Source organism: Emticicia sp. (assembly GCF_049241225.1).
Lineage (GTDB): Bacteria > Bacteroidota > Bacteroidia > Cytophagales > Spirosomataceae > Emticicia.
The window spans coordinates 1-25,689 of sequence record NZ_JBMLRC010000332.1 but is presented as its reverse complement, the minus strand read 5'-3'; the positions used below and the strand labels follow the sequence as shown (position 1 = coordinate 25,689).

Below are 25,689 nucleotides of genomic sequence, written 5' to 3'. Positions count from 1 at the left end.
ATTTTATCCTTAAACTTCAAGTAATATTGCATGGGTTCATCACCAATATTTTCGGCACTTGCTTGGTTATCAGCCAATAAAAACCCTTTTGTTTTTCGGCCGTAACCTCTGCTCAGTGTGCTAACTCGATACTTATCGCTCAAAAGTCTGACTAAATATTCTACGTGTGGAGTTTTGCCTGTACCACCCAAACTCAGATTTCCAACATTGATTGTCAGCACTTTAGGCGAAACCGACTGCATTATGCCAACATCAAACAACCAATTCCGCAAGAAAATCACGGCATAATAAAGCCCATATAACGGAAAAAGTATTATTTTTAGCAAAAAGAAAATCACCTTCATTTGGTTCGATTTTTGCAGATTTATTAGTTCTTTCGAGAGCAAACTGCTCGAAAAGCATATAAATCGCCGATTTGTGTCATAAAAAACAAAAGTTTCTGTACTTTTGCCAAAATTAAGCATTTTTCAATGGGTCTGAAAGTCAAATGGTTGAAGCACACTTTAAAGTTCAAGTTTGAGGCCGGAACTTCACGTGGTGTCTATACCGAGAAAGATACTTTTTTCTTAAAAATCTTCGATTCTGAAAACCCATCGGTTTTTGGCTTGGGAGAAGCTGCCCCATTGAAAGGTTTGAGTATTGATGATTTGCCTAACTTCGAGGAAATTCTGCAAGAAATCTGCGATACATTCAATAGCCTCGACCTTGAGGTTTTTGAATGGAACATCAATATTATTCTTTCGCAACTCATCGACGACCGCTTCCCTTCAATCAAATTTGGTTTTGAAACCGCCCTACTCGATGTCATGAACGGCGGGCGAAGAGTCATTTTTGATAATGATTTCTCGAGAAGTAAAAAAGCGATCAATATCAACGGCCTTGTCTGGATGGGAAGCAAAGAATTTATGGCGGCCCAAGTCGAAGAAAAATTAGCGGCTGGCTTCGATACTATAAAGATGAAAGTTGGAGCAATAAATTTTACGGAAGAATTAGAAATTTTGGCCAGTATTCGTCAACAATTTTCAGCCGAACAAATCACGCTCAGAGTAGATGCCAATGGAGCATTTTCACCAGAAGAAGCCCCTGAAAAACTCTCGCAACTCACTAATTATCAAATACATAGCATTGAGCAGCCCATCAAACAGCATCAGCCCGAAGCTATGCTCGAATTGTGCCAAAATAGCCCATTGCCCATTGCCCTCGACGAAGAACTGATTGGCGTAAGCGATTATGTACAGAAAATGCAATTACTCAAAAAACTTAAACCAACTTACATTATTCTGAAACCCACGCTTTTGGGTGGTTTGCAGCACTGCCGAGAATGGATTGAGATTGCCTCACGCCTGCACATTGGTTGGTGGATGACATCGGCACTCGAGTCGAACGTTGGTTTGAATGCCATCGCTCAATTTACGGCCGAATACAAAAATCAGTTGCCCCAGGGTTTAGGTACTGGGTCATTGTATCATAATAATATTGAAAGCCCACTTACTGTCGAAAACGGAAAACTACATTATTATTTACAAAAAGATTGGGATTTGAGCTTACTCAATAAATTCTAAACCATGATGTCATCAACTTTCTCTCAAACACTTATCTAGTTAATTAACTCAGAAACAAATCCCTTATTTTTAATGTTAGATAAAGACTTTGTAATAAAAAAAATCGTATCTTGTATTACCATTTTATAAGTTTTCTAACAATCAATTTTTAGAGTTTAATTTACCCAATAACTCAAAAATTCACTCAATTAGCTACCTTTAGCTATCATTTTTAGCTACTGACGCTAACCACCCATTCATGGCAAAAATAACCGCAATCGGCACCGCTCACCCTGATTATTGTCACCAACAGCATGATATTATGCGATTTATGCTCAGTGCAAATAATCTTGATGAAAAAAATAAAAAACTCTTACCTATACTATATCACCGAAGTGGAATTGCTACTCGATATTCCATATTTCCTGATTTTTCTTTGCCACAAGACCAATGGCGTTTTTTCGATGCAAATAATCCTACCCCATCACTCGAAAAACGCATGGGTTTCTACACACAAGAAGCCGTAAAGCTTTCTGTAAAAGCAATCGAAAACTGCCTAAAAAGTCAAGAAGCGATCACCACTCAGGAAATCACTCATCTAATTACTGTCACTTGTACAGGGCTTTCGGCTCCCGGTTTAGACATAGAGTTGGTTCGAGAATTAAATCTATCGCCCAATATTGTCCGCACTTCGGTCAATTTTATGGGTTGCTATGCCGCACTTCACGCCCTAAAAATAGCAGATGCTTTTTGTCGTGCCGATAGCACTGCCAAAGTTCTGATTGTTTGTACTGAACTATGCACACTTCATTTTCAAAAATCAAATGACGTTGATGCCGTTCTCTCGGCTACACTTTTTGCTGATGGCTCAGCGGCTTGTTTAATCAGTGGAGATAATGAAGCAAAAGGCTTAGAAATCAAGCAGTTTTATTCGCAAATAGCCTTGAGCGGGCAGTCAGATATGGCGTGGCAACTATCAAGCACTGGCTTTTTAATGACACTTTCAAGCCATGTACCGAAGCTAATCAAACAGGAAATAAAGAATTTACTCGAAAATTCACTTCAAAAATTGGGTTTAAGTACCGAAGACATAACAGATTGGGCAATTCACCCAGGAGGAAAAAACATTCTGGAAGCCGTAGAAACATCGCTCGAATTAGGTTCTGAATCCTTAAATGAATCGTATGAGATTCTGAAAAATTTCGGCAATATGTCATCGCCAACGATTTTATTTGTGTTGAAAAAAATGATGGAAGATACGGCCAAAAAAGGTAATATTTTTGCAATAGCTTTCGGGCCAGGCATCACGATGGAAAGTGTAATTTTAGAACGATGAATTTCAAAATCCGCTCCTACCAATCCGAACTCCTTGATAATGAGAACATTCCGACCGATGACCTCTATCAAAATCTTCGTGAACTTGATTTTATCAATCGGCACCTTGGTGGTCATTCAGTAGTTTTAGATGGGATAAAATATTTTGAATATTTAATTCAAACCAAACATTCAAAAGAAAATATACTTTCCAATAATTCAGAAAATACAAAATATCTCAAAAATACTTTAAATTCAGAAAAGACAAAACTTACAAAAATTTCAAACAAAAACAATATTTCAAATAATTCTGAAAATATAGTAATATACGAAATTGGAAGTGGTGGCGGAGATAATCTACGAGCTGTAAGAAGTTTTTTGGACAAGAAGAAAATCAATCACTGGCTTGGTGGTGTTGATTTAAAAGAAGACTGTATAAGATTTTCCGAATCTTTTGAGCAAAGTAACTCCAATATCCATTTCGAAATGGCTGACTATCGGCTCACTACCTTTCCGGGTGGACAGCCACATATCATTTTCAATTCGTTGTTTTGTCATCATTTCCGAGATGAAGATTTGGTTGAAATGCTTCGGTGGATGCACAAGAATGCACAAATTGGCTTTGTAATTGCCGATTTACACCGTCACCCACTGGCTTATTATTCAATCAAATGGCTTACGGCCCTGTTTTCGAAATCATACCTAGTCAAAAACGATGCTCCACTGTCGGTTTTGCGAGGTTTTACAAGGCAAGAATGGGAAATTTTGTTGCAAAAAGCTGGCATAAAAAACTATAAAATCAAATGGAAATGGGCGTTTAGATGGTTGATTTTAGTAGAAAAATAAGAAAGGTTTTATAACTAATTGCTATTTTGAGTGTTTATATTTTAATTATCAATTGTACAGAAAAATGTTTGTTACACTCACTATAGTTCGCTACCCAAAATACTTCATTCCTTTGGCTTTTATCTCAATGGCAATTCTGCATATTCCATTGTTTTTCACAAGGGGGCTCACTTTCTGGAAATTGCTGGGCTGTGGCAAAAACGGCACTTTTGATATTCATCCCGATTATCAGCAATGGGGTTTGATGGCAATCTGGAAAGATAAGGATGATTTTGAGGCTTTCAAGAAAAATTCATTTGTTTGGTCGTGGTGGAAGCTCCTGACTGACGAACAGTGGACAATTTCTTGTGTTCCATACGAATCGCACGGAAAATGGGATGGAAAAGAGCCTTTCGGACAACCTACACCCGACCGAAATTACGAAGGCCCAATTGCGGTACTTACTCGTGCTACGATTCGTTTATCAAAATTATCTGGTTTCTGGAAAAACGTTCCGACCGTTGCGGCTTCAATGGGCCATGCAAAAGGTTTTGTGACATCGGTTGGAATTGGCGAAATGCCGTTTATTCGTCAAGCAACTTTTTCGGTTTGGGAAAGTCTGGAAGATGTGAAAAAATTTGCGTATCGCCAACGAGAACACGCCGAAGTAATCAAGAAAACTCATTCGGAAGGCTGGTACTCAGAAGAACTTTTTGCAAGGTTTATTCCCGTAGAAACTACTGGAAGTATTAAAGGTGTTAATCCATTTATTATCCAATCTGAAAATTGGGTTTAACAAATATCACGCCAAATACTATATTTAAAACAACTCTAATTAAACTATTGACTATCAAACAGATAATCTTTATTTTTACTATCTTTTACTTGCATTCTTCAGTATTTTTTTTAAATTTTACTTAATATTTCTTTTCTGAGATTCGTTATATAAAAAAACTACGCTACTATCGGGCATGATTTTTGCTTAGAACAACAATTGAGTGAGTGAACACATGAAAAGATTTTAACTATGTCCCGTATCAAATTTATTTTATTATTGCTAGTCGCCTTTTGCATTACTACTTTATCTTTTGGGCAACAAACAACTAAACCAGCAAAGTGTACAAATCCCGGAAGTGGTATCTTAGTCGGTGGTTTTTTTAGTGTCTCGCCTGGCATTGGTTGCCTTGATTTTCAAACTAATTCAGCAACAGTTACTGCCTTGAATCCGGTTGATCCTACGGGTGGAACTAATTTTACCGACTTAGGATATATTTTCAATTTCAAGGATGGAGATAACCTTGTAATACCACGCCCCTTAGAAACTCAAAAAACATTTACTACTCCTGGCACATACTGGATCCTTCAAAATATAAACGTAAGTAGCGTTTCATATATCACCTGCAATTCATTTGAGCTAATACAAACCGAAGTACCAGATGTAAAAATAAATTCTTGTGGTGCCCAAGATATTACTGTTACTTTTTTAAATACACCTAAAAATAAAACTCACGCAGGCTACAGGATAGTTTGGGGAGATGGAAAAGAAAATTTTATTGATGGAATCACAGCTAATAGTTTCCCTCTTGATGTAAACCATACCTATACCAGCCCATTAACAACTCAACCACAAATTGTTGCTAATTATACAAGGGGAGGAAGTTTGGTAGTATGTAGAAGTAGCCCTTTTCCATTTAACGCACAAGCTAATACCCCACCAAAAATTAAAGAATTAGAAGGCCTAACTGGTGGAACAAGCAATAAAATTACGATGATAGAAGGCGTCGCCGGAACAGAATACACTATTGAGCAAAAAACCAAAACAGGTAGCTGGACTGATACTGGAAGAAAAATCACTCGAAACACCGGAGAAACTTTTAAAACAGAGACTATTACAGGCCTAAACGCCTCAACCGAATATTGTTTTAGAGTAAAAACTAAAGACCTTTGCAATAATGATATCCCTTCAAACGAAGTTTGTACGATTATTCCAAAACAAACATTGACTAGTCCGAATGAAGTGAAAATTGATTGGAATGCTCCGCTACCAACAGTTACTCGCTATACTGTTGGATACAGCGAAAACCCAACGGGGGCAAATGCAAATACAGGTAGCCCCGTAACTGCCACTGCTACAACATTTAGTTACAACCAGTTGGTTTGTACAAAAAAATACAATTTTCAAGTAACTGCCGAAGTAGGTACAGGGGTTGATGTCGTTAAGATAAAATCACCAACGATTATCGTTGACCCATCCAACTCTCCAAAACTTGTACCTTCAACTATTGGATTAGTATCAGTGATCAATCCAGACCTAATTCGTTTTAATGTATTTGAAGTCAATGGAGCGATCACCAATAAATACGTTTTCTATCGATCAGAAGGAAACTCGCCTACGTTTACCGAAATTCATCGTTCGTCTAATAATAGCTATGAAGATACAAATGTTGAAACCTCAAAGCAGCAATATTGCTATAAAGTAGCGTATGAAGACCAATGTGGCAATGTATCAGATCAATCTCCTGCATATTGTAATGTATTTTTAACATCAAAGGAAAGGAATACCCTTAATTGGACTCCCGGTGCCGAAATCACACCAGTCGTAAAATCTATAGATTATAGGATTGAAACGATTGACGAAAACGGCAATATTACAAGTGCGGATAGAACCCCAGATTTAAAGTCGAATGTTGGTGATCTTATAGAAACATTACTCAATCAGAACACCAATGGTGAAGCGGAATTTAGGATTAGAGGTATCATCACCCTTCTAATTTTAGTACAAGGTACCCCAGTAGAATTTCAAGTTGAAGTTTATTCAAACACTTACACCTTCATTTCACCCGCACGTTTGTATGTTCCAAGTGCGTTTTCTCCGAACGGAGATAGTTTCAATGATGAGTTTATTGCTCAGGGAAGATACATCGCTGAGTTTAACTTAGAAGTATATGACCGATGGGGAAATGTTATTTTTGAAAGTAGAGATTTAGATATAGGATGGAAAGGAACTGCCAGCGATGGCACAAGCCCTGCTCCTGCAGGAAACTATGGATTTAAAATATTTGGGTTAGACCTTGCTGGCCGGGAATTTGAAAAAGTTGGATCGGTGACACTTCTCAGATAATTTATCGAACAACAAAAGACTTAAACGTGTTATTTAACCAAAGGCAGTTCTAAACCAACTGCCTTTTTTTATATATTTGCCTTACAATTTAAACGCATAATGATATGAACATGGGAGACATCTTCGGGATGGCTAGCAAAATGAAAGAAATGCAAGCCCGAATGCAAGAAGCACAAGAGAATCTTACAAAAATAACTGAAACTGGCGAAGCTGGGGCAGGAATGGTCAGAGCAACTGCCAATGGCAAAAAGCAATTGATAAGTATAGAAATTGATGAAGATTTACTAAAAGCCAGCGACCGTGAAATCTTACAAGATTTGATTGTAGCCGCAACCAACAAAGCTTTAGAAAAAGTAGAAGTTAAGGCCAAAGAAGAATTACAAAAATCGACAGAAGGACTGATGCCAAATATTCCAGGAATGGATTTGGATAAGCTTTTCAAATAAAACTACTATGACTAAAGTTGCCGTAGTAATATTAAACTATAACGGAAAAAAGTTTTTAGAAGAATTTTTGCCATCGGTCATTAATCATACCGATGGCTACGAAATCATCATCGCTGACAATGCTTCTACCGATGACTCCGTAGCATTTTTAAAAGCATCATACCCTTCTGTAAGAACAATACAACTCTCTAATAATCAAGGATTTGCAGGAGGATATAATGCCGCATTGAAAAGTATAGAAGCAGAGTATTATGTATTACTAAACTCAGATGTAGAAGTAAGCACCAATTGGATAAGGCCAATCATTGATCTAATGGAAAGTGATATTTCGATTGCTGCTTGCCAACCTAAAATCAGAAGTTATCATCAGAAAACTCATTTTGAGTATGCAGGAGCCGCCGGTGGTTATATTGATTGGCTCGGATATCCGTTTTGTAGAGGTCGAGTTTTTGATAGCTACGAAGAAGACAAAGCACAGTATGATGATTCACAAGAAATCTTTTGGGCTACTGGTGCTTGTATGTTTGTGCGTGCCAAAGTTTTTCACGAACTCGGGGGCTTCGATGCCAACTTCTTCGCACACATGGAAGAAATTGATTTATGTTGGCGAATGAAAAACGCTGGTTATCGAATCATGTATCATGCTGCTTCGGTGGTTTATCATGTGGGTGGTGGCACCTTACACAAGTCAAATCCTCGGAAGACATTTCTGAACTACCGCAATGGACTTGCGATGCTTTATAAAAACTTACCAAGTAATAAGCTATTTTCAACAATTCTACTAAGGCTCATTCTGGATGGAGTTTCGGGAATCAAGTTGCTCTTAGATGGCTCATTTGCCGATTTCTTGGCAGTAATTAAAGCTCATTTTGCCTTTTATGCAATGATTCCGAAGCTGGAAAGAAAAGCACCTAAGCAGGTAAATCATATTTATCAGAAAAGCATCGTTTGGGAGTATTTTGTAAAGAAACAAAAACCTACTATATGAAAGTGATTGGCATAACCGGCGGAATTGGTTCGGGCAAAAGTATCATCTGCAAAGTTTTTGAATTGCTGGGGGTTCCTGTATATTATGCTGATTTACGAGCTAATTGGCTAACAAATAACGATTCACAATTACGAAAAGAAATAAAAGAATTACTGGGTCGACAAGCATACGACGAAAATGGTCAATACAATCGAAAATGGGTAGCAAGTTTAGTTTTTGATAACCCCCAATTACTCAAAATGCTCAATATGCTTATTCATCCGAGAGTATTTGAAGATACAAAACAATGGCTGAATTTGCACCAAACTCAGCCGTACGTTTTGCGTGAAGCTGCTATCAGTAATGCCGCCGGCGTTGGCAATGACTTAGATAAAATTATTGTAGTGAGCTGCCCAACAGACATCCGAATCAAACGTATACAAGAGCGAGACCCACACCGAAGTATTGAGCAAATCAGAGCAATCATTGCACAACAAAAATCTGAAGAACAATTTCTTGAAATAGCTGATTATCAAATACTTAATGACGAAAAAAAACTAATTATCCCACAAATTTTATCAATTCATTCAGTTATTTCATCTGAATTTAAGAGCTAAATGCTGGGTATTTAAGTAATCTTTTTCTTCGTCAACGTCGGTAAGGGTAGGAAGTAGAGAATAGTTTATATTCATTTCCACACATGCATGTATTGCTTCCGTACATACATTTTCATGGCTCCACTGCTTATTAAAAAATATTTTTTCAAAGGTCTTATCAGAATTTTCGCCTATTCGCTCAAAACTAAATCCTATTAAGTAATAACCTCCATCAGAAGCTGGCCCAATAACGACCTCATTATCAGAAAGTAAATCGTAGGCATCATCTAAAATTTTTTGAGTTAATTCAAGACAATCGCTACCAATTATGAGAGCTTTTTTATGCTTTTTGTTAGCAGTATCGCTAAATGCCGAAGCCATTTTTAAACCCAGATCTTGCCCCGCAAATTGAACCAGCTTCTGAAATTTATCATTTTGCCAACTATCGTTTACATCAACAAAATCTGAGTAATAAAGGTATTTGGTGGCTTTTAGATCATTGACAATTACATGCGTGTGTTGTGTAAGAATATGGTATATTTCTAGTGCTTTTTCATTGCCTACGGTTGCCGCTAAACGGGTTTTCACTTTTCCAAGTTGTGGATTTTTTATAAAAATAATAAGTGCATTATCATTTTCAAGACACTCATTTTGAGTAACTAAAATATTGGTTGGCTCAGTCATTAAAAGTTAATAATTATGCTTTGAAAATTGTTTATTGTAAGTTTTATTCTGATTTTTGTTTCTCAAACATACGAAATTTATAAACGCATGGTTGAAAAAACTATTAACACTCATATAATCAACAATTACCCATTAAAAATTCATACATGAAACAAATTATCTACACCGAAAAAGCCCCCGCTCCAATTGGTCCTTACAGTCAGGCGGTTTTGGCAGGAAATACGCTTTATGTCTCAGGACAAATTGCTCTTGAACTTGCCAGCTCGGGCGATCTCAAAGCCGAAACCCAAAAAGTTATGGAAAATATCGGCAATATTTTGTCAGAAGCAGGCATGGCTTATGAAAATATTGTTAAATCTAGTATTTTTCTGAAAAACATGGATGATTTTGCTCTCGTAAACGAAGTTTATGGAAGCTATTTCACAGCCATGCCTCCGGCCAGAGAAACAGTGCAAGTAGCCCGACTACCTAAGGATGTAAATGTTGAAATTTCTGTCATTGCCGTAAAATAAATTCTAACAAAATTGATGTAAAGGCACGTCAAAACATTTACAGTATCATTCAACTGATTATCAAGTCTTTATTTTACAATTATATTGATTCTAAAAATATAAAGTTTACCGTAAAATAATTTTCATGCGTCAGAATGAAACTATAATGAATAAAAACTTTTATATTTACAAAAAACAAAGTTCCCTCCCAATATTAATAACTAAAACTGATAGTTTAGCTATGAGAAAAAATTATTTTCTATCCCTTATTCTGTTAATGACCGCATTTTGGCACGTGCAGGCAACAGATGGAAGCAAATCAAATCCGACTGGTAATTCTGCCAACACAACTATGTTTGTAGCCCCGAATGCTCCTACAGGCCTTACCGGTACACCAGTTGGAGGAAATAGTACAAGAATTTTACTTCGTTGGAATGATAATGCAAATGATGAGACTGAATATGAAATTGCATATTCAACTAATTCTTCGGGCTATCGTATGACACGTACAGGAACAGCCTATTTCGGTACGGGTCCAGTACAATTTGAATTATCTGGTTTAACTCCTAATACTTCCTATTTTATTTGGATAAGAGCTATTAGAACAGGTGTTGATGCTCTGCCTTCTTGTCCGATGCAAGATGGTATGCCAACAGATGGCCCTCCAACCGGAATGAGTGCTTCTTGCTGGAGTAATCCACTCATACGATCAACCAATGACTTGCTCCCAGCAGCTGTTACTGAGGTTGTCGTTATGACACCTTATTCGCAAAGAACCAATACGGTTACTTTTATGGATAACTCTAATAACGAAACAGGCTTTATCATTGAGCGTCAAAATTTCCCACAAGATTATGTAGTACTTACTACAATTCCAGGTGTTGCAGGTACTGGTCGCCGTTCATACGTAGATAACACAACCTTACCAAATACACAATACAGATATCGTGTTTCGGCTCGTAATGCGACTGGTGTAACTTTACCAGAAGCTTATGGTGGTTTATTCAGAACACCTGATGATCCTCCAGTACCAGCTAAAGACTTAGCTCTTACCAACGATGGTTTAGGTCTTAATTTTATCAGATTCTATTGGAATAACCCAGCAAGAAATGCAACGAGCTTTATTATTGAACGTTCGGTTGATAATAATTCTTGGGCAAGAATTGGCGAAATACCTACTGCTGATCCAGTTTTTAGAGCGGAAAATTTGAACGAAGGACAAAGATATTTCTTTAGAGTTATATCTAAGAACGAAGGTGGAGAAAGTGCTCCATCGGGTGTTTTGGTTGCTACAACTTTGAAGCGTGTTGCTCCAAATCCTGCATTTAATCTATTAGCAAAAACAATCTCGACAACTCAGATTGATTTAGCATGGAATTTAGGAACTCAAGATGGTGTAACTAACAACCGTGTGGCTCAAGAAATCTATCGTTCGTCGGTAAGTGCTACAGATGGTTTTGTTAAAATTGCCACAATTGGTGATTATGAAGCAACATATTCTGATAAAACTGGCTCTCCGAAAACTAAATATTGGTACAAAATCTTGACTGCTAACTTCCAAGGCCAATCGCCATTCTCGAATGTAGCAACAGCAACAACTTTAGGGCCTCCGTTTGCTCCTTCAAATTTAGCAGCGGCTTTGGCTACTGATGCTTTGGGGAATGCTATCATCAGAGCAACTTGGAAAGATAACTCTGACGACGAGTGGGGTTTTGCACTTGAGCGTTCGGCTGATAGTACTTTTGCCAAAGGAGTTGTAAGAGCTGACCTCGATTCGAACATCGTAGCAGCTACAAGTATTCCAATCGAAGAAGGAGTAACTTATTATTTTAGAATCAATGCATCGAACAAATATGGTACTTCAAAATACTCTCCAACTACAAAATTGGATGTTGCTGTAACCGCTGCACCAAATGCACCGTATGACCTTAAAGGAACTGCAACATCAGCTGAGGTTTCATTGAAATGGGGTGATGATTCGAATAAAGAAGCTGGTTTTGATGTAGAGCGTTCTTTAGATGGTACTACTTTCACGAAAATTGGTTCAACTGGACGTAATGAGGTAACTTATTCGGATAAAACGGTGAGTGAAAAAACCAGATATTCTTATCGTGTAAGAGCAACAAACAGCAGAGGCAATTCTGCATACACTAATGTTTTGGTGATTACAACTCCAGCTAAAGTATCGGCTTCAATAGATATGATTGCTGATGAAGTTTTCAAAGTATATCCAAACCCAACTGTTGATGGTATCAAAGTTTCGGTTTCAGAAAATTTATTGGCAGAGTCAGGTATGATTATCATCACTGACAAATCTAATAGAGTAGTTTCAAAAACACTTTTGACTCCTAATCAATCAGAATATCGTCTTGATTTAAGCAATTATTCAGAAGGAACATATACTATTAGTCTTCGTACGGCAACGCAACAAATTACAAAGCGTGTGTACAAATTCTAATTTCAATATTGGGTAAATGTAAAAGAGGCGTTGCAAATTGCGACGCCTCTTTTTTGTTGCTTGCTCCCAAATAATTTCGGTTATTTATCAATCAGAAATTAGCTATTGATTGATTATCAAGATATTATATATTTTTCAAGATAATTCCTTACAATAAATCAGTCAGTTCTTAAATCAATCTTTCAACTTCACAACATTATTCAATTACCTTAATACCTAAATTTTGTCTCTTTAAAGTCGAATAAAAGCGTTGTACTTCCATCCAGTTTTTTCAGGATAACCTTATTTGATTCATTTTTATCAACTCGCTGTATGATGTCTGAATTTTTGGGCAAATAACAGTTGGTATACTGAGCATCCTGCACCGAATAAGTTGGCATATTATAGCCTTTCATGATACTCTTTGGTTGGTAAGATGGGTAGATAACGGTATCTCCTTTGGCATAATTTTGAATGATTTTATCAGCGAGTGACTTATACGGATTCCTGGTTCTTGGCTCATTGAAAATCTGAAAATATGCCAATGGCTTATCAGTATATTTAGCTTTAATCAAATTAGCTATGTAATAAAACTGTAAGAGAAGTATCAAACCAAAAAAGTATTTAATTTCTCCTTTAAAAGCTAACAGATTTTTAATCATAATTGCCACACATATCAAGGCAAAAGCATAAGAATAGGCAATATATCTCGGAATAATTCGCATGGTATTTTTATCCTGAATCGAAAAAACTACCAGAAAAAAAATCGGTAAAACAGCTAATAACACAACAAAAAACTGCACTTTATCGAATTTTTGGTAAAGATTTCTAATCAATGTATAAAAACCAAACAAGCCAACCGATAAAATGATATACTGTATTGGAGAAACCGTGAAGATAAAGTAAGCTCCCAAACAAATGACAATTGCAGCAGCCAACTGGATACGAGTATTTTTGAGATAAGCGGTGATAAATCCAAAACTAAATGCAAGCAAAACGCTCAAGATAAAGTTTTTTATACCACTGACAGCAAACGAGATTCCATCAATAATCAAAAACTGCATACTGAAAATATGCCTAAGCTGCTTGATTACGGTCGTGAAAGAAGTAACGGCTATCCACTCATTTGGCGAATATACAGCCATTAAATGATTATCGATGGCACTCTGCTTGATTGAGTGCATCGACCACTGACCGCCACTAAACTTTACCCAATACAACATTCCGATGACTGGAATAATCATAGCTAAGGTAAGCCCAAGCCAAGCTCTTTGCTTACGAAGATAAATTAAGCAGAATAAGCCTTGAATAAGAAATAATGGAAATATTGAGTAATGGTTCATTAAACAAATAAAAACCACCAAACCATAATCGAAGTAAATGAAAATTGGTCGTCGATTTCTCTCTTCATCTCGAAAAATCAAAAGCAATAGATGCACGCTTAGCAGAGCGAAGAAAGCAAGTACGGCGTAATTACGAGCGATTTGCGAATAATTGATAAAATACGGAGAAATAGCTGCTAAAAATGCCGATAGTAAAGCTAAATTATCAGATTTTAGGTGTACTCTAACAAAAATAAACAGCAGTAGTATGGTCAGAACATTAAAAATTAGCGAGGGCATTCGCATCGTAAAATCACTTACACCAAATATTTCAGTATTATAGTGATTCATTAATGAATAAAACGCCGACGTACCATTCTCTCGGTTTGCGATAGATTGTTCGAAGTCTTCGTAAGTACGCTTTTTCCAAAACTCTTTTGGTGTAAAGTAAGGAGAGTTTAATTTTCGAAGCGATTCGGGCTGGTTTCCTCCTTCTTGAACTAAAAACTGACTTACTAATAAGCCATATTTTTCGTCGCCCGCAAAACCATACTCATCAATTTTATAAAACCGCAAGGCTGCTGCTAAACACAAAATAGCAACCAAAATTGCATAAGTGTATTTCTTCAAAAAAGGCTGTATTTGCATCAATTTAACTATTTTTTAAATCTGCAATTGTCTGAATAGGGTCGGCCGAACTAAATACAAAACTACCCGCAACAAGGGCATTTGCACCTGCATCTACGAGTTGTTTAGCATTTTTGGAGGTCACACCACCATCAATTTCAATCATTACGGTAGCCGACATTTGGCGTACTTTACGTACTTTTTCGTAAGTATGTTCAATAAACTTTTGCCCACCAAAACCTGGGTTTACCGACATCACCAGTACCATATCTATATCATGGATAATATCCTCAAGGACATTGACTGGCGTGTGCGGGTTGAGTGCAACCCCTGCCTTACAACCTAAATCTTTGATTTGTTGAATCGTGCGATGCAAGTGTGGGCAAGCTTCATAATGAACTGTGATGATTTCAGCACCCAATTTCTTGAATGTTTCTAAATATCTTTCCGGCTGAACAATCATCAAATGCACATCGAGTGGCTTTTTGGCATGGCGTTGGATTGCCTCTAAAACCGGCATTCCGAACGAAATATTTGGCACAAAAACACCATCCATGATGTCGATATGAAACCAATCAGCTTGTGATACATTGAGCATTTCGCAGTCACGTTGGAGATTTGCAAAATCAGCAGCTAAAACAGAAGGAGCTATAATTGCTCCACTTGGAAGAGAACTCATACTTTTTTGAATATTTTTTTGCAAAGTTAGGGCTTAAAACTGTGGAACGAAATTTTATTTTGCTCAAATAATAACAAACAATGCTAATAAAAAACGTCGGCAGGGTTTTGAAGCCTGCCGACGTTAAAACATTGATATAATTACTCCTTGATTTTATTTCTCACGGTATAAAACCTCATCAATTAAGCCATAAGTTTTAGCTTCTTCGGCTTTCATCCAATAGTCACGGTCAGAGTCACGTTCTACCTCTTCGATGGTTTTTCCTGTATGATTGGCCAAAATTTCGTATAATTCATGACGTAATTTGATGATTTCCTTCACGGTAATCTCCATATCGCGTGATTGCCCCTGAGCACCACCACTCGGTTGGTGAATCATTACACGAGCGTGTGGCAATGCCGAACGCTTACCAGATGCTCCACCTGCCAACAATACAGCTCCCATTGAAGCTGCCAATGAAGTACAGATTGTAGCTACATCGGGGCGTACATACTGCATAGTATCATACATACCCAAACCTGCATAAACCGAACCACCAGGGCTATTGATATACATAAGAATATCTTTTTTCGGGTCGGTTGATTCTAAAAATAATAATTGAGCCACTACTACATTGGCTATGTAATCGTCAACACCAGTGCCAAGGAAAATGATACGGTCAGCCATCAATCGTGAGAAGACATCGAGGACAGTCGCACGCATCTGACGCTCTTCTACAATGTTAGGCGTCATGTTCGTTACGTTGTGCTTCATGTAATCGTCAATTCCTAAACCACTCATGCCCATGTGATGTACGGCATACTTACGAAATTCTTCTCCAAAATTCATATTTTGTTATTGGTTATTTGTTATCAGTTATTGGTAATACTTTACTGCATGCTTTTTGATAAAACGTATCGCTATTTATCAAAGTTCAAAAATAGAACTTTCTAAGTTGCCGAATTGTTCGATACAAAGATGTTAATTCTTTTAGAAATTTGTAGTCAGAATTTCAGATATTTTCTCAGAAAAACTGATTTCAGCTTTTATAATCAAAATTAAACTGCCCTTTAGGGGCTGATGGCTATGAACACAGGTGATAAAATCAGAAATATACGCCAAGGAAAAGGTTTTTCGCAGGAAAATATGGCTGACATGTTAGGTATCTCGACTACGGCTTACGGCGATATTGAGCGAAATAAAACCGAATTGACGATTGCAAGAGCTACTGAAATTGCCAAAGTTTTGGGCGTCAGTATTCTTGATTTATTAGATATTTATTCACCGCTACACCTCACCGAAGCGTCGGTCGCACCTACCCTCCACTCGGAGGAGAGGGAGAAAGAACGGCTGGAAAAACTCCAGCTCGAAAATGAAAAACTAAAAGCCGAAGTCGAAAAATGGCAAATGGCAGCTGCATATTGGCACGAAAAATACGAAAATCGTTTTGTGGGAAATACCATGAGAGTGATTACGGAAGAACCCGAACGCAGAAAAATTGGATTTTAGTTAAATACTTACTTCGACAGATTGAATTCTAGGCTTTGTACCATCATTTGAGCAATTTAGAAAATTGCTCTACAGCATTTCGTCACATTTTCCTGCACTTCTACAACATTTTTGAGTTTCATGTAATTTCAGAGCATAGTTTTGTTGAAAAATTTATGAAAAAGCTATGCAATCATTACAAAAAATCAGACGTTACGAATTTATTCTCATTATTTTTATCACAGTTATCTACGTCATTCGTCGACTTTTCCAAGAAGCCAGTAAGTTTGACTCGATGATTACAGCGGCCGAACTCAACAAAGTACCTTCGAATATTATCTGGGGAAGCCTCAGAGCTTATGACCATATAGGCAATAATAATTTCCCGACAATTGTGGCGGCTTTGCTGTTTTTAGTAGCATGGTTATTTTTTCACTACTTGGTTTTTCCGAGATTACAAGAAAAAAAGTTTGATAGCACAACATTTACTTTCATTGCAATCGTCATCATTTTATGTATTTCAAGTGTTCAGATTTTTGAGTATTTAAAACTTTACATCCGCTTCAAACACGATTCAAATCAAAACATTATTGGCCTAAAGGTTTATTCACAATACCGAAAGCTACTCGTGGTTACGAATAGTATTGCGGTATTAATTACAATTTTATTTTATGAAGCTTTTTCTCAATTCTACTATTTCATTCATAAAAAACTCAAAGACGAAAAAGAAGTAAATTTTCAATATTTAGATTATTTTCTGATAGCGACCATCAGTATTTCTATGATATTTGTTGCACTTTTTGGTAATATCCTTTCGGGAAAAGGCTATTGGTATGGTGCTGTAAGAGATTTATCGTTGTTAGCCGTTGGTGCTATTACTATATTTTTCGCACAAGATGCTTTTTATAAAAGAGTTCTCCCCTATTTCTCGTCGGTCAAATCAATAGAATTTCAGAAAGGACTCACTTACTTTGTTTTCATCAATCTTTTTGGGGCAATTGGTGGGTATTTTATTCAGATGCTCAGTTGGTTATCTTATAATTATGTCTATTTCGGATTCCACAGCGAATGGATCATACAATTATTCATGATATTTGTTGTTATCTCAATTGTGATAGCTTTTTTAAGAAAAGTATTTTACAAAGAAAAAATCGAGCTTAAAACCCAGATTATTTCAAAATCGGCTGAATTATTAAATCTTCGCTCACAAATAAATCCACATTTTTTATTCAATGCCTTGAATACTCTTTATTCGGTTTCGTTGAAAGAAAACGCCGAAAAAACTTCTGATGGCATTCAAAAACTGGGCGATATGATGCGTTTTATGCTGAATGAAAACCACCAAGACCGGATTCCGCTGAGTAAGGAAATTGAATACTTGCATAATTATATTGATATTCAACGCATGAGAATAGATGAGAATCATAACATCGAAATAAAAGTAAATATTCAGAATAGCGAACGAGATATTTTTATTTCGCCGATGTTGCTCAATCCGTTTGTTGAGAATGCCTTTAAACACGGCATAAGTTTCCGAAATCCTTCGTGGATATACATTACGCTTACGCACGATGCACAAAAACTATACTTTAAAGTACATAATAGTTTGCACCCAAAACAAGAAAATTCACCCGAACAAGCCAATAACGGGATTGGCTTAGAGAATGTAAAGAAACGCCTCGAATTGATTTATCCTAACCGCCACACACTCGATATTCAAGTGTCAGACAATGATTATTTTGTATCTTTGATTATCGGAATTTACTAAAAATTATGCAAAGAATAATTACGCCCCTTCTGGGGTTGGAGGTTGCCGCCATTGCCATCGACGACGAACCAAGAGCTTTAGAAGTAATTGAGATACACGCACAGAAAGTGCCATTTCTTGCACTAAAAGCAACTTTTACTGATGCCTTCGAGGCGATTCCGTATTTACAGCAAAACAAAGTTGATTTAATCTTTTTGGATATAAAAATGCCTGATATTTCGGGCATTGAGTTTGTGCATATTCTCCAAAAAACGCCCATGATAGTTTTCACAACTGCTTATTCGGAATATGCTGTAAAAGGGTTCGAACTTGATGCTGTTGATTATCTACTGAAGCCATTTTCATTAGTAAGATTCACAAAAGCTTGTAATAAAGCTCTCGAAATGAAACTTTCTCGGACCGATACTGCCCCCAATTTTCTATTCCTCAAAACTGGTTACGAAGAAGAAAAAGTATTACTTGATGATATACTTTATGTAGAAGCCGAAGGGAATTATATGGCGTATGTTTTAGCAAACAAAAAACTTTTATGCCGACAAAATATTGGCGAATGTATGGCACAATTACCAGCCAATCAATTCATCAGAATCCATCGTTCATATATTGTTGCCTTGAATAAAATACAAAAAATTACCCGCCAAGCAGTTTGGGTGGCGGGTAATGAAATATCTGTTGGTGCTTCGTATGAAGATAAAATCGGCGAAATCAGAAAACAATTAGGGCTTTAACGTAAACCAGTATCAATGTTTATTTCAAGACTTGTGGTTTTATCTTTCTCTATTTTAAACGTTTGTGGAAAGCTCTTTTTTGTAAAAATAGTTTCGGGTTTGATGCTTAGCTCATACTCGCCCGCAGTTAGGCTTGTACTCTTTAGCACACCATTTGTACCATTATAAGTCAATTGTTTTTCTAAAACTTGCTTATTCAATTTTGTATCTGTAACCGTAAATGTATATGCTTCATATACTTTCCTTATATCTTCAACTGGCCGGTTACAAGGTTCAGTCGAACAGAGTGGCCCAATTGTGACCTTTATATCCAACGAACCAGTACCTAGCAAAACCGTTTCACCCGCACAAGCTATCAAAAATAGCATTGATAAACCTATAATTATAAAAAATTTATATGCTTTCATGTAAATATATTTTTATTTATGAATGATACAGTTTTAGATAAAATGGTTGGAAGCCGTAAAATATTAGTAACTACATCCTTCTATTTTTGCTTCAAACACAGATACACTATTAGTATTAATTGAAGGCGACGAACTAATTACAATTGATTTTCCGGCTTTATACATTTTATTTCCACTCTGTGCCCGAGATTAAAATTTTATCTTTTGCATGAAAGGGGCGTTGTCGAATCAATTGCATAATTTAGGGGCATTACACTCATCGAAACATTGCCCGAACCACTCGATACTAAACATTAGTTATAATGAATCATGAATTAATTGTATCTAGGTATAAAAAACAATTTAATTGATAATATTTTGCCACAGAGCTACACGAGGTACGACAGAGAGTTACACTAGGAAAAATGGAAAAACTCTGTGAAACTCCGTATTTTCTTAAACTCTGAGCAGCTCCATAGCGATCGACGCTCGGTACAAAAAATACTATCAGTTTAATTTTAACTGTTATTGAATCTTAAAGTTGCGGTTAAAATTAGATCATAGGGCCTGCTCCTTTAAAAAAAGCTTTTGTTTTGACCAACTGATTGTTCACTCTTCCCTCTTTATCTTTTTCTTCAACACTTTCAAATCTCACTCCTGAGAGGTCTATAAACCAATCCGATTGATTTTCCCAATAATTTAATTGTATCTTTTTAGTAACAAAAACCTCTTTTTATGCTAAAACACACAAAGAGCCAAATGATAAAAAAGTAAAAGTACATTTTTCATGAGAAAAGCTTTCGGACGAAAAATGAATTCAAAGCTAAGAAAAATAAAAGATTTGAAATATCATTTATTCTATTCTTTTTCAAACGGTTAGTTTACCTTCTTCAAGGCACTTTTCATACCTTTTTCGATAGCTTTATAATCTTCGATTCCTTTACCGATGTAGATAAATGCAATATTGAAATTTCCTGTAAGTAATTGTTTATGAAGGCGATAGGCCTCACGCATTCGGCGGCGAATGAGGTTACGGTCAACGGCGTGCTTAAACTGACGCTTCGGAACGGAGAATAAAACTTGGGTAGGAGTTTGAGAAGAAACAACGCCATCAATCTCGGCTAATGGCTGAGGCTGAAAAACCACACGCATCGGGTATGAAAATACACCTCCGTTGGCAGAATTCTTTCTGTCAAAAAGGTTTTCGATTACCTTCACACTGCAAAGACGCTCGTCTTTTTTAAATGTTTTCTTCATGTGGAGCGAACTTCCAGTTCGCATTTATGAATTTTAGTAATTTACGAAACATATCTTCATTCCAAAATAAAAAAAGCCACCAATAAGGCGGCTCAAATATCTTTATTATCAAATAGATTGATAAAATTTCTATTTCAAGAAAAAATCTTATTTGTGTTTTTTCTCGTCAGATACAGTTAATCTTTTTCTGCCTCTTGCACGGCGTGCTGCCAATACTCTTCTTCCATTAGCAGTTTCCATACGCTCACGGAATCCGTGTTTGTTACGACGCTTTCTATTTGATGGTTGGAATGTCCTTTTCATTATATTTTTGTTATTTTTGTTCTTGGAATCTTAATTCGGGAGTGCAAAAGTACTACTATTTTTTAAAACCACAAAATCCTTACGAAAAAAAACTGTATGAACTACAAAATATATTCAAAAAATAAGGCTTTTCACTTCATTGATATCGAATGTAGCATCGAAAACATTCAAACTGATGAAATTGAGCTTCAATTACCCGCATGGCGACCAGGCCGCTATGAACTTCAAAATTTTGCCAAAAACATTCAGGTTTTTGAAGTTTTTGATGAAAAAGGCCAAAAATTACTGACATCAAAAATAACCAAAGACCGCTGGAAAGTACAAACCAAAGGAGCGAGAAATATCACAGTAAAATATAATTACTACGCTAATTTAGTGAATGCAGGAAGCAGTTTTGTTGATGAAAACATTTTGTACGTAAACCCCGTAAACTTGTGTATCTATGCCGAAGGCCACATCAACGAACCATGTACCTTAGAGCTACACAAAGCTGAGAATCAGGAAATTGCGGGACTGAACGACCAACAAAAATTAGATAACAACCGAGTAAGCATACCTTTCAATGATTTCTATCATTTGGCCGATTCTCCGTTTATTGTCAGTTCAAATCTGAAGCATGATTTTTATGAAGTCGGAAAAATAAAATTCAATATTTGGTTTGAAGGCAATCTTTCGAGAGAACATTTGGGTAGAATCAGAACTGATTTCAAGAAGTTTACCGAAGAGCAAATCAAACTTTTTGGCGAGTTTCCCGAAAAAGAATATCACTTCATCACTTGGATTTTGCCCGTACCCTACTATCACGGCGTAGAGCATCGGAGTTCTACCATGCAAGTTTTGGGGCCAGATAGCCAAGACTTTGAGGAATTATACATTGATTTACTCGGTTTGGCTTCGCACGAACTTTTCCATACTTGGAATATCTGTAAACTTCGCCCCACTGAGCTTCTCCCCTACGATTATACGAAAGAAAATTATTTCCCGACTTGCTTCGTTGCTGAGGGCGTAACGACTTACTATGGAGATTTGATGCTCTACCGTTCGGGCGTTTTCAACCAAACTCAGTATCTCAAAGAACTCGAAACTTATTACAAACGCCACTTCGACCACGCCGACCGTGCCTCACAATCGCTCGTCGAATCTTCGTGGGATTTGTGGCTCGATGGTTACAGCCAAAGCATTCCCGACCGCAAAGTTTCGGTGTATCATAAAGGAGCAATTGCCGCTCAGATTTTAGATTTACATATCCAACGAGTATCTCACAAAACTCGCTCGATTGATAATGTGATGGAATTGATGTGGAAACGTTTCGGAGCTTCAGAAAACGGCACGCCATTGAAAGGCTACACCATGCAAGATTACAAAGATATTTGTGAAGAAATAGCCGAAGAATCACTCGACTGGTATTTTGAGAAGTGTATTCTCGGAACCGAATCTCTTTTTGATTTACTAAATCATTATCTGAAAGACATTGATTTACATATTACTCGAAACGAAGAGAACTTAGTACAATTAGAAATTCTGAGCTAACTATCACCAAAAACATTCTCAATTCTACATTATTCATTATCAATTAAAATAAATGTATTCATTCGATTATAATTACCGAGTCCGCTACGCCGACATCGACCAAATGGGCTATATGTATTACGGAAACTACGCCAAACTCTACGAAATCGGGCGTGTAGAAGCCCTACGTTCGTTGGGTTTGCGTTACCGAGACTTGGAAGAAACAGGAATCATCATGCCCGTTTATGAAAATAAATCTCGCTTTATTTCTCCAGCCAAATACGATGATTTAGTTACAATCCGAGTGATTATTAAAGAATTACCGAAGGTAAGAATAATTTTTCACTACGAAATTTATGATGAGCAGCAGACGCTCCTACACACGGGCGAAACCACATTGGTCTTTGTAAGAACATCCAATAATCGAATTGCCACTTGCCCGAAAGAAATTACCGATAGATTATTGCCTTTTTTCCAGTAGAGCAATTTTCCAAATTGCGTAAAACAAATGAGCCACTTCAAGAAAGAAATGGCTCATTTTTAGTACGTAATAATACGGAGAATTGTTTTACAATTTTGGATGCTTTTTATGGAAATCGGTTGCATCTTGATAAGCTTTGGCAACTTGCAATAGCTTCGCTTCGCCAAATAATTTACCCATAAAAGTAATACTCACAGGACGGCCTTCCGCCCGGAAACCATTCGGCAAAACCACGCACGGATGCCCCGTTAGGTTTGTCATAGTCAGGTTTTTGCTAAACGATGGCGTGACGTACACATCAAATCCTTTCAAGGTTTTATCTAATTCTTGAATCAATAAGGTACGGTGGCGATTGGCCTGTAAATACTCAACCGCAGGTACAAATCGAGCCGAACGGAAGGCATTTGGCCAAGCATTTTTGTTTTGTCTAACCATCAAATCATCTTTGCCCGAGCGAGTCAACTCATCAAAAGCAGCGGCAGCCTCTACACCCAGCAAAAAGCTAATTTCGTTTGATGGCAAAGTAGGTAATTCAATCGGAACCAACTCAGCACCGAGTTTTTTGAGCGTAACTAAAGTAAGCGAATCGGTTGTTTTGTTGGGGTATCGTCGCTCAAAATCACTTTTTACGTACGCTATTTTCATGCCTTTGATACCTTTCGTTCCGTCATAGTTAAACGGAGCTTTCATACAAGTAAAATCCTGATTATCAACTCCTTGAATTACATTTTGTACAATTGCACAATCTTCTACTGTTCGGCAAATTGGCCCGAGTTTGTCCATACTCCAACTCAAAGCCATTGCACCCGTGCGAGGTACACGCCCGAATGTTGGACGCAAACCCGTAGTTCCGCACTCAGTAGAAGGCGATACTATCGAACCCAGTGTTTCGCTACCAATAGCAAAAGGCAGTAGTCCAGCCGAAACCGAAGATGCCGAACCTGCCGACGAGCCACTCGAACCACGCTTCAAATCCCACGGATTAAGGGTTTTTCCACCAAACCAAACATCACCCATGGCCAATTCTCCCAACGTTAATTTTGCACAAAGCACCGCTCCTGCTTGCTCCAAACGCTGAATCACGGTGGCGTCTTTATCAATCATTTGGTCTTTGTATGGTACTGAACCCCAAGTAGTTTTGTAGCCTTTCACGGCTAATAAATCTTTCGCACCGTACGGAATTCCGTGCAGAAATCCACGGTATTTTCCTGCCTTAATCTCGGCATCGGCTTGAGCAGCTTGTTTGAGTGCCAAATCTTCGGTAAGCGTAACTACGCAATGCAGTTGAGTATCATATTTTTTTAATCTTTCCAGAAAAAACTTTGTTAATTCTACCGAAGTGATTTGTTTGGTTTTGAGCAATTCACCCAATTCTCGAACCGAATAAAACGCCAAATCTTCACGGTTTGCGGGTAATTTTACGGCAGAAATCTGCGAAGCTTTAAATGGTAGGTAGTTCTTCTCAAACTCAAAACCCACAGGAAGTGGATTGAAATACAGAGCTGGCGAAACGCTATTATCAAGCGGCACTTTTCGCATGGCTTCAAAATCTTTCTGATTATCACGCAAATCATTGAGCATCGAATCTGCCTCGGCATCGGTAAAATCAAGGCCCAAGATTTTTTCAGCTTGATTAATCACATCGACTGTCAATGGCGGATTTTCGACAACTTTTGTGATAAATGCACCAAGGCCAAGCGACAACACACAGGCAATAGGAAGGATAAGTTTTTTCATGTTTATTGATGAGTTAAGCTCACAATTTACTAAAAGTTTGGTATTGAGAAAATGAGTTTTTAGATTTTATTATTAGAACTAATTTGTGAGTATATTTGATTTTCAGTTTATCAACAAAATATCAATCAATGAAAAAAATATTATATTCAGTAAGTCTCTGTACGCTGTTTTTAGCTCCCCCATCGGGGGCTGGGGGGCTACTTTTCGCACAAACACCGAGCAGTATCCAAAAACATATCAACTATTTAGCATCAGATAAACTCGAAGGGCGTGGAACAGGTACGGAAGGAGGAAAAACAGCAGCTAAATACTTAGAAAAACAATTCAAAAAAATTGGCTTGAAACCCTACGGCGATAAAGGAACTTACCTACAAGAATTTCCTGCAAAAAAAGGTTTACCACCAAATGTTAGCTACGTGCAAGCGACCAATGTGGTCGGTTTTTTGGATAATGGTTCAGATAAAACCATCATCATTGGAGCACACTATGACCACCTCGGCAAAGGCGACCAAGGGAGTTCACTCGAAGCAAATTCGGTGGGAAGTATCCACAACGGAGCCGATGATAATGCCTCTGGAACGGCTGGTTTAATAGAAATGGCTAAGTTTTACGCTAAAAACAAAATCAAGGAAAAACACAATTTCTTGTTCATTGGTTTTTCGGGCGAAGAATTGGGTCTGATTGGCTCAAAATATTACGCAGATAATGCAACAATCGACTTAAAAACAGTCAATTGTATGGTAAATATGGATATGATTGGGCGTTATCGTGAAGATAAAGGCTTAACGATTGGCGGCTGGGGAACGAGTAGTTTTTGGGGAAAGAATATTCCACAACTGGCTATGAATCAAGGAGTTAAATATAATGTTGACTCGGCGGGAGTTGGTCCATCTGACCACACTTCTTTTTATCTCAAAAACCTTCCTGTGCTGTTTTTCTTTACTGGAGCTCACCAAGAATATCACAAACCAAGCGATGATGCGAATCTGATTAATGCCGAAGG

25 protein-coding genes are annotated in these 25,689 nt (G+C 37.3%); 16 read left to right on the top strand and 9 right to left on the bottom strand.

The window, feature by feature from the left end; translation table 11 throughout:
• Window positions 1-344 (bottom strand): tetraacyldisaccharide 4'-kinase (locus ACOVO2_RS17770; protein ID WP_421771272.1); only part of this gene is annotated, 344 nt, incomplete at its 3' end.
• Window positions 345-470: 126 nt separating this feature from the next.
• On the opposite strand from ACOVO2_RS17770, the gene menC reads away from it, so the two are divergent.
• From menC to coaE, 8 genes are all read left to right on the top strand, one after another.
• Window positions 471-1,562 carry an o-succinylbenzoate synthase gene (gene menC, locus ACOVO2_RS17765; RefSeq protein WP_421771271.1) on the top strand — a complete coding sequence of 364 codons (1,092 nt, stop codon included), beginning with the start codon at window positions 471-473 and terminating at the stop codon, window positions 1,560-1,562.
• A 238-nt stretch (window positions 1,563-1,800) separates the two neighbouring features.
• A complete protein-coding gene (locus ACOVO2_RS17760) occupies window positions 1,801-2,877 on the top strand; it encodes a type III polyketide synthase (RefSeq protein ID WP_421771270.1) in 1,077 nt (358 codons plus the stop codon).
• Complete coding sequence (locus ACOVO2_RS17755) at window positions 2,874-3,701, top strand: methyltransferase domain-containing protein (RefSeq protein WP_421771269.1); 828 nt, start codon at window positions 2,874-2,876, stop codon at window positions 3,699-3,701. The genes ACOVO2_RS17760 and ACOVO2_RS17755 overlap by 4 nt, the downstream gene beginning before the upstream one ends.
• Window positions 3,702-3,765: 64 nt before the next feature.
• The gene (locus tag ACOVO2_RS17750; protein WP_421771268.1) at window positions 3,766-4,476 is read left to right on the top strand and encodes a DUF3291 domain-containing protein; all 711 of its coding nucleotides are present in this window, start codon (window positions 3,766-3,768) and stop codon (window positions 4,474-4,476) included.
• Between the two features lie 231 nt (window positions 4,477-4,707).
• Complete coding sequence (locus ACOVO2_RS17745; RefSeq protein ID WP_421771267.1) at window positions 4,708-6,801, top strand: gliding motility-associated C-terminal domain-containing protein; 2,094 nt, start codon at window positions 4,708-4,710, stop codon at window positions 6,799-6,801.
• Window positions 6,802-6,905: 104 nt separating this feature from the next.
• Window positions 6,906-7,247, top strand: a complete 342-nt coding sequence (locus tag ACOVO2_RS17740; protein ID WP_421771266.1) for a YbaB/EbfC family nucleoid-associated protein — start codon at window positions 6,906-6,908, stop codon at window positions 7,245-7,247.
• Window positions 7,248-7,254: 7 nt separating this feature from the next.
• Window positions 7,255-8,235: a glycosyltransferase family 2 protein gene (locus tag ACOVO2_RS17735; RefSeq protein ID WP_421771265.1), complete on the top strand. Its 981-nt coding sequence runs from the start codon at window positions 7,255-7,257 to the stop codon at window positions 8,233-8,235.
• On the top strand, window positions 8,232-8,831 hold the full coding sequence (coaE, locus tag ACOVO2_RS17730; RefSeq protein WP_421771264.1) for a dephospho-CoA kinase: 600 nt from the start codon (window positions 8,232-8,234) through the stop codon (window positions 8,829-8,831). The genes ACOVO2_RS17735 and coaE overlap by 4 nt, the downstream gene beginning before the upstream one ends.
• Here coaE and ACOVO2_RS17725 read toward each other — a convergent pair.
• On the bottom strand, window positions 8,811-9,494 hold the full coding sequence (locus ACOVO2_RS17725) for a TIGR04282 family arsenosugar biosynthesis glycosyltransferase (protein ID WP_421771263.1): 684 nt from the start codon (window positions 9,492-9,494) through the stop codon (window positions 8,811-8,813). The genes coaE and ACOVO2_RS17725 overlap by 21 nt on opposite strands.
• A 146-nt stretch (window positions 9,495-9,640) precedes the next feature.
• Between ACOVO2_RS17725 and ACOVO2_RS17720 the strand changes: the two genes are divergently transcribed.
• Both ACOVO2_RS17720 and ACOVO2_RS17715 read left to right on the top strand, forming a co-directional pair.
• Window positions 9,641-10,006, top strand: coding sequence for a Rid family detoxifying hydrolase (locus ACOVO2_RS17720; RefSeq protein WP_421771262.1), 366 nt, complete (start codon window positions 9,641-9,643; stop codon window positions 10,004-10,006).
• 220 nt (window positions 10,007-10,226) lie between these two features.
• The gene (locus ACOVO2_RS17715; protein ID WP_421771261.1) at window positions 10,227-12,443 is read left to right on the top strand and encodes a fibronectin type III domain-containing protein; all 2,217 of its coding nucleotides are present in this window, start codon (window positions 10,227-10,229) and stop codon (window positions 12,441-12,443) included.
• A 209-nt stretch (window positions 12,444-12,652) separates the two neighbouring features.
• On the opposite strand, the gene ACOVO2_RS17710 is transcribed toward ACOVO2_RS17715, so the two are convergent.
• The 3 genes from ACOVO2_RS17710 to ACOVO2_RS17700 form a co-directional block, all read right to left on the bottom strand.
• Window positions 12,653-14,392 (bottom strand): glycosyltransferase family 39 protein, encoded by a 1,740-nt coding sequence (locus ACOVO2_RS17710; RefSeq protein WP_421771260.1) that lies wholly within the window; start codon window positions 14,390-14,392, stop codon window positions 12,653-12,655.
• A gap of 4 nt (window positions 14,393-14,396) precedes the next feature.
• Window positions 14,397-15,050, bottom strand: a complete 654-nt coding sequence (gene rpe, locus ACOVO2_RS17705; protein ID WP_421771259.1) for a ribulose-phosphate 3-epimerase — start codon at window positions 15,048-15,050, stop codon at window positions 14,397-14,399.
• A gap of 153 nt (window positions 15,051-15,203) precedes the next feature.
• Window positions 15,204-15,878, bottom strand: coding sequence for an ATP-dependent Clp protease proteolytic subunit (locus tag ACOVO2_RS17700; RefSeq protein ID WP_421771258.1), 675 nt, complete (start codon window positions 15,876-15,878; stop codon window positions 15,204-15,206).
• Window positions 15,879-16,115: 237 nt separating this feature from the next.
• On the opposite strand from ACOVO2_RS17700, the gene ACOVO2_RS17695 reads away from it, so the two are divergent.
• The 3 genes from ACOVO2_RS17695 (at window position 16,116) to ACOVO2_RS17685 (ending at window position 19,013) form a co-directional block, all read left to right on the top strand.
• Window positions 16,116-16,538, top strand: coding sequence for a helix-turn-helix domain-containing protein (locus ACOVO2_RS17695; protein ID WP_421771257.1), 423 nt, complete (start codon window positions 16,116-16,118; stop codon window positions 16,536-16,538).
• 166 nt (window positions 16,539-16,704) lie between these two features.
• The gene (locus ACOVO2_RS17690; protein WP_421771256.1) at window positions 16,705-18,285 is read left to right on the top strand and encodes a sensor histidine kinase; all 1,581 of its coding nucleotides are present in this window, start codon (window positions 16,705-16,707) and stop codon (window positions 18,283-18,285) included.
• Window positions 18,286-18,290: 5 nt separating this feature from the next.
• Window positions 18,291-19,013 (top strand): LytR/AlgR family response regulator transcription factor, encoded by a 723-nt coding sequence (locus ACOVO2_RS17685; protein ID WP_421771255.1) that lies wholly within the window; start codon window positions 18,291-18,293, stop codon window positions 19,011-19,013.
• On the opposite strand, the gene ACOVO2_RS17680 is transcribed toward ACOVO2_RS17685, so the two are convergent.
• The 3 genes from ACOVO2_RS17680 to rpmH form a co-directional block, all read right to left on the bottom strand.
• Entirely contained in the window at window positions 19,010-19,420 is a 411-nt protein-coding gene (locus ACOVO2_RS17680) for a hypothetical protein (protein ID WP_421771254.1), read from the bottom strand. The genes ACOVO2_RS17685 and ACOVO2_RS17680 overlap by 4 nt on opposite strands.
• Window positions 19,421-20,275: 855 nt before the next feature.
• Window positions 20,276-20,680 (bottom strand): ribonuclease P protein component, encoded by a 405-nt coding sequence (gene rnpA, locus ACOVO2_RS17675; RefSeq protein ID WP_421771253.1) that lies wholly within the window; start codon window positions 20,678-20,680, stop codon window positions 20,276-20,278.
• 123 nt (window positions 20,681-20,803) lie between these two features.
• Entirely contained in the window at window positions 20,804-20,959 is a 156-nt protein-coding gene (gene rpmH / locus ACOVO2_RS17670) for a 50S ribosomal protein L34 (RefSeq protein WP_015029776.1), read from the bottom strand.
• A 96-nt stretch (window positions 20,960-21,055) separates the two neighbouring features.
• Here rpmH and ACOVO2_RS17665 point away from each other — a divergent pair, with 96 nt between their 5' ends.
• Window positions 21,056-22,489 carry a M61 family peptidase gene (locus ACOVO2_RS17665; RefSeq protein WP_421771252.1) on the top strand — a complete coding sequence of 478 codons (1,434 nt, stop codon included), beginning with the start codon at window positions 21,056-21,058 and terminating at the stop codon, window positions 22,487-22,489.
• 52 nt (window positions 22,490-22,541) lie between these two features.
• Window positions 22,542-22,949 (top strand): acyl-CoA thioesterase, encoded by a 408-nt coding sequence (locus ACOVO2_RS17660; protein WP_421771251.1) that lies wholly within the window; start codon window positions 22,542-22,544, stop codon window positions 22,947-22,949.
• An 87-nt stretch (window positions 22,950-23,036) separates the two neighbouring features.
• Here the strand turns inward: ACOVO2_RS17660 and ACOVO2_RS17655 are convergent, their stop codons facing one another.
• Window positions 23,037-24,686, bottom strand: a complete 1,650-nt coding sequence (locus ACOVO2_RS17655; protein ID WP_421771250.1) for an amidase — start codon at window positions 24,684-24,686, stop codon at window positions 23,037-23,039.
• A 128-nt stretch (window positions 24,687-24,814) separates the two neighbouring features.
• Between ACOVO2_RS17655 and ACOVO2_RS17650 the strand changes: the two genes are divergently transcribed.
• Window positions 24,815-25,689 (top strand): M20/M25/M40 family metallo-hydrolase (locus ACOVO2_RS17650; RefSeq protein WP_421771249.1); only part of this gene is annotated, 875 nt, incomplete at its 3' end.

What these genes read in the sequence shown, in the direction of transcription:
- menC (WP_421771271.1), top strand. Translation starts at nt 471, where the DNA reads ATGGGTCTGAAAGTCAAATGGTTGAAGCACACTTTAAAGTTCAAGTTT.
- ACOVO2_RS17760 (WP_421771270.1), top strand. Translation starts at nt 1,801, where the DNA reads ATGGCAAAAATAACCGCAATCGGCACCGCTCACCCTGATTATTGTCAC.
- ACOVO2_RS17755 (WP_421771269.1), top strand. Translation starts at nt 2,874, where the DNA reads ATGAATTTCAAAATCCGCTCCTACCAATCCGAACTCCTTGATAATGAG.
- ACOVO2_RS17750 (WP_421771268.1), top strand. Translation starts at nt 3,766, where the DNA reads ATGTTTGTTACACTCACTATAGTTCGCTACCCAAAATACTTCATTCCT.
- ACOVO2_RS17745 (WP_421771267.1), top strand. Translation starts at nt 4,708, where the DNA reads ATGTCCCGTATCAAATTTATTTTATTATTGCTAGTCGCCTTTTGCATT.
- ACOVO2_RS17740 (WP_421771266.1), top strand. Translation starts at nt 6,906, where the DNA reads ATGAACATGGGAGACATCTTCGGGATGGCTAGCAAAATGAAAGAAATG.
- ACOVO2_RS17735 (WP_421771265.1), top strand. Translation starts at nt 7,255, where the DNA reads ATGACTAAAGTTGCCGTAGTAATATTAAACTATAACGGAAAAAAGTTT.
- coaE (WP_421771264.1), top strand. Translation starts at nt 8,232, where the DNA reads ATGAAAGTGATTGGCATAACCGGCGGAATTGGTTCGGGCAAAAGTATC.
- ACOVO2_RS17725 (WP_421771263.1), bottom strand. Translation starts at nt 9,494, where the DNA reads ATGACTGAGCCAACCAATATTTTAGTTACTCAAAATGAGTGTCTTGAA.
- ACOVO2_RS17720 (WP_421771262.1), top strand. Translation starts at nt 9,641, where the DNA reads ATGAAACAAATTATCTACACCGAAAAAGCCCCCGCTCCAATTGGTCCT.
- ACOVO2_RS17715 (WP_421771261.1), top strand. Translation starts at nt 10,227, where the DNA reads ATGAGAAAAAATTATTTTCTATCCCTTATTCTGTTAATGACCGCATTT.
- ACOVO2_RS17710 (WP_421771260.1), bottom strand. Translation starts at nt 14,392, where the DNA reads ATGCAAATACAGCCTTTTTTGAAGAAATACACTTATGCAATTTTGGTT.
- rpe (WP_421771259.1), bottom strand. Translation starts at nt 15,050, where the DNA reads ATGAGTTCTCTTCCAAGTGGAGCAATTATAGCTCCTTCTGTTTTAGCT.
- ACOVO2_RS17700 (WP_421771258.1), bottom strand. Translation starts at nt 15,878, where the DNA reads ATGAATTTTGGAGAAGAATTTCGTAAGTATGCCGTACATCACATGGGC.
- ACOVO2_RS17695 (WP_421771257.1), top strand. Translation starts at nt 16,116, where the DNA reads ATGAACACAGGTGATAAAATCAGAAATATACGCCAAGGAAAAGGTTTT.
- ACOVO2_RS17690 (WP_421771256.1), top strand. Translation starts at nt 16,705, where the DNA reads ATGCAATCATTACAAAAAATCAGACGTTACGAATTTATTCTCATTATT.
- ACOVO2_RS17685 (WP_421771255.1), top strand. Translation starts at nt 18,291, where the DNA reads ATGCAAAGAATAATTACGCCCCTTCTGGGGTTGGAGGTTGCCGCCATT.
- ACOVO2_RS17680 (WP_421771254.1), bottom strand. Translation starts at nt 19,420, where the DNA reads ATGAAAGCATATAAATTTTTTATAATTATAGGTTTATCAATGCTATTT.
- rnpA (WP_421771253.1), bottom strand. Translation starts at nt 20,680, where the DNA reads ATGCGAACTGGAAGTTCGCTCCACATGAAGAAAACATTTAAAAAAGAC.
- rpmH (WP_015029776.1), bottom strand. Translation starts at nt 20,959, where the DNA reads ATGAAAAGGACATTCCAACCATCAAATAGAAAGCGTCGTAACAAACAC.
- ACOVO2_RS17665 (WP_421771252.1), top strand. Translation starts at nt 21,056, where the DNA reads ATGAACTACAAAATATATTCAAAAAATAAGGCTTTTCACTTCATTGAT.
- ACOVO2_RS17660 (WP_421771251.1), top strand. Translation starts at nt 22,542, where the DNA reads ATGTATTCATTCGATTATAATTACCGAGTCCGCTACGCCGACATCGAC.
- ACOVO2_RS17655 (WP_421771250.1), bottom strand. Translation starts at nt 24,686, where the DNA reads ATGAAAAAACTTATCCTTCCTATTGCCTGTGTGTTGTCGCTTGGCCTT.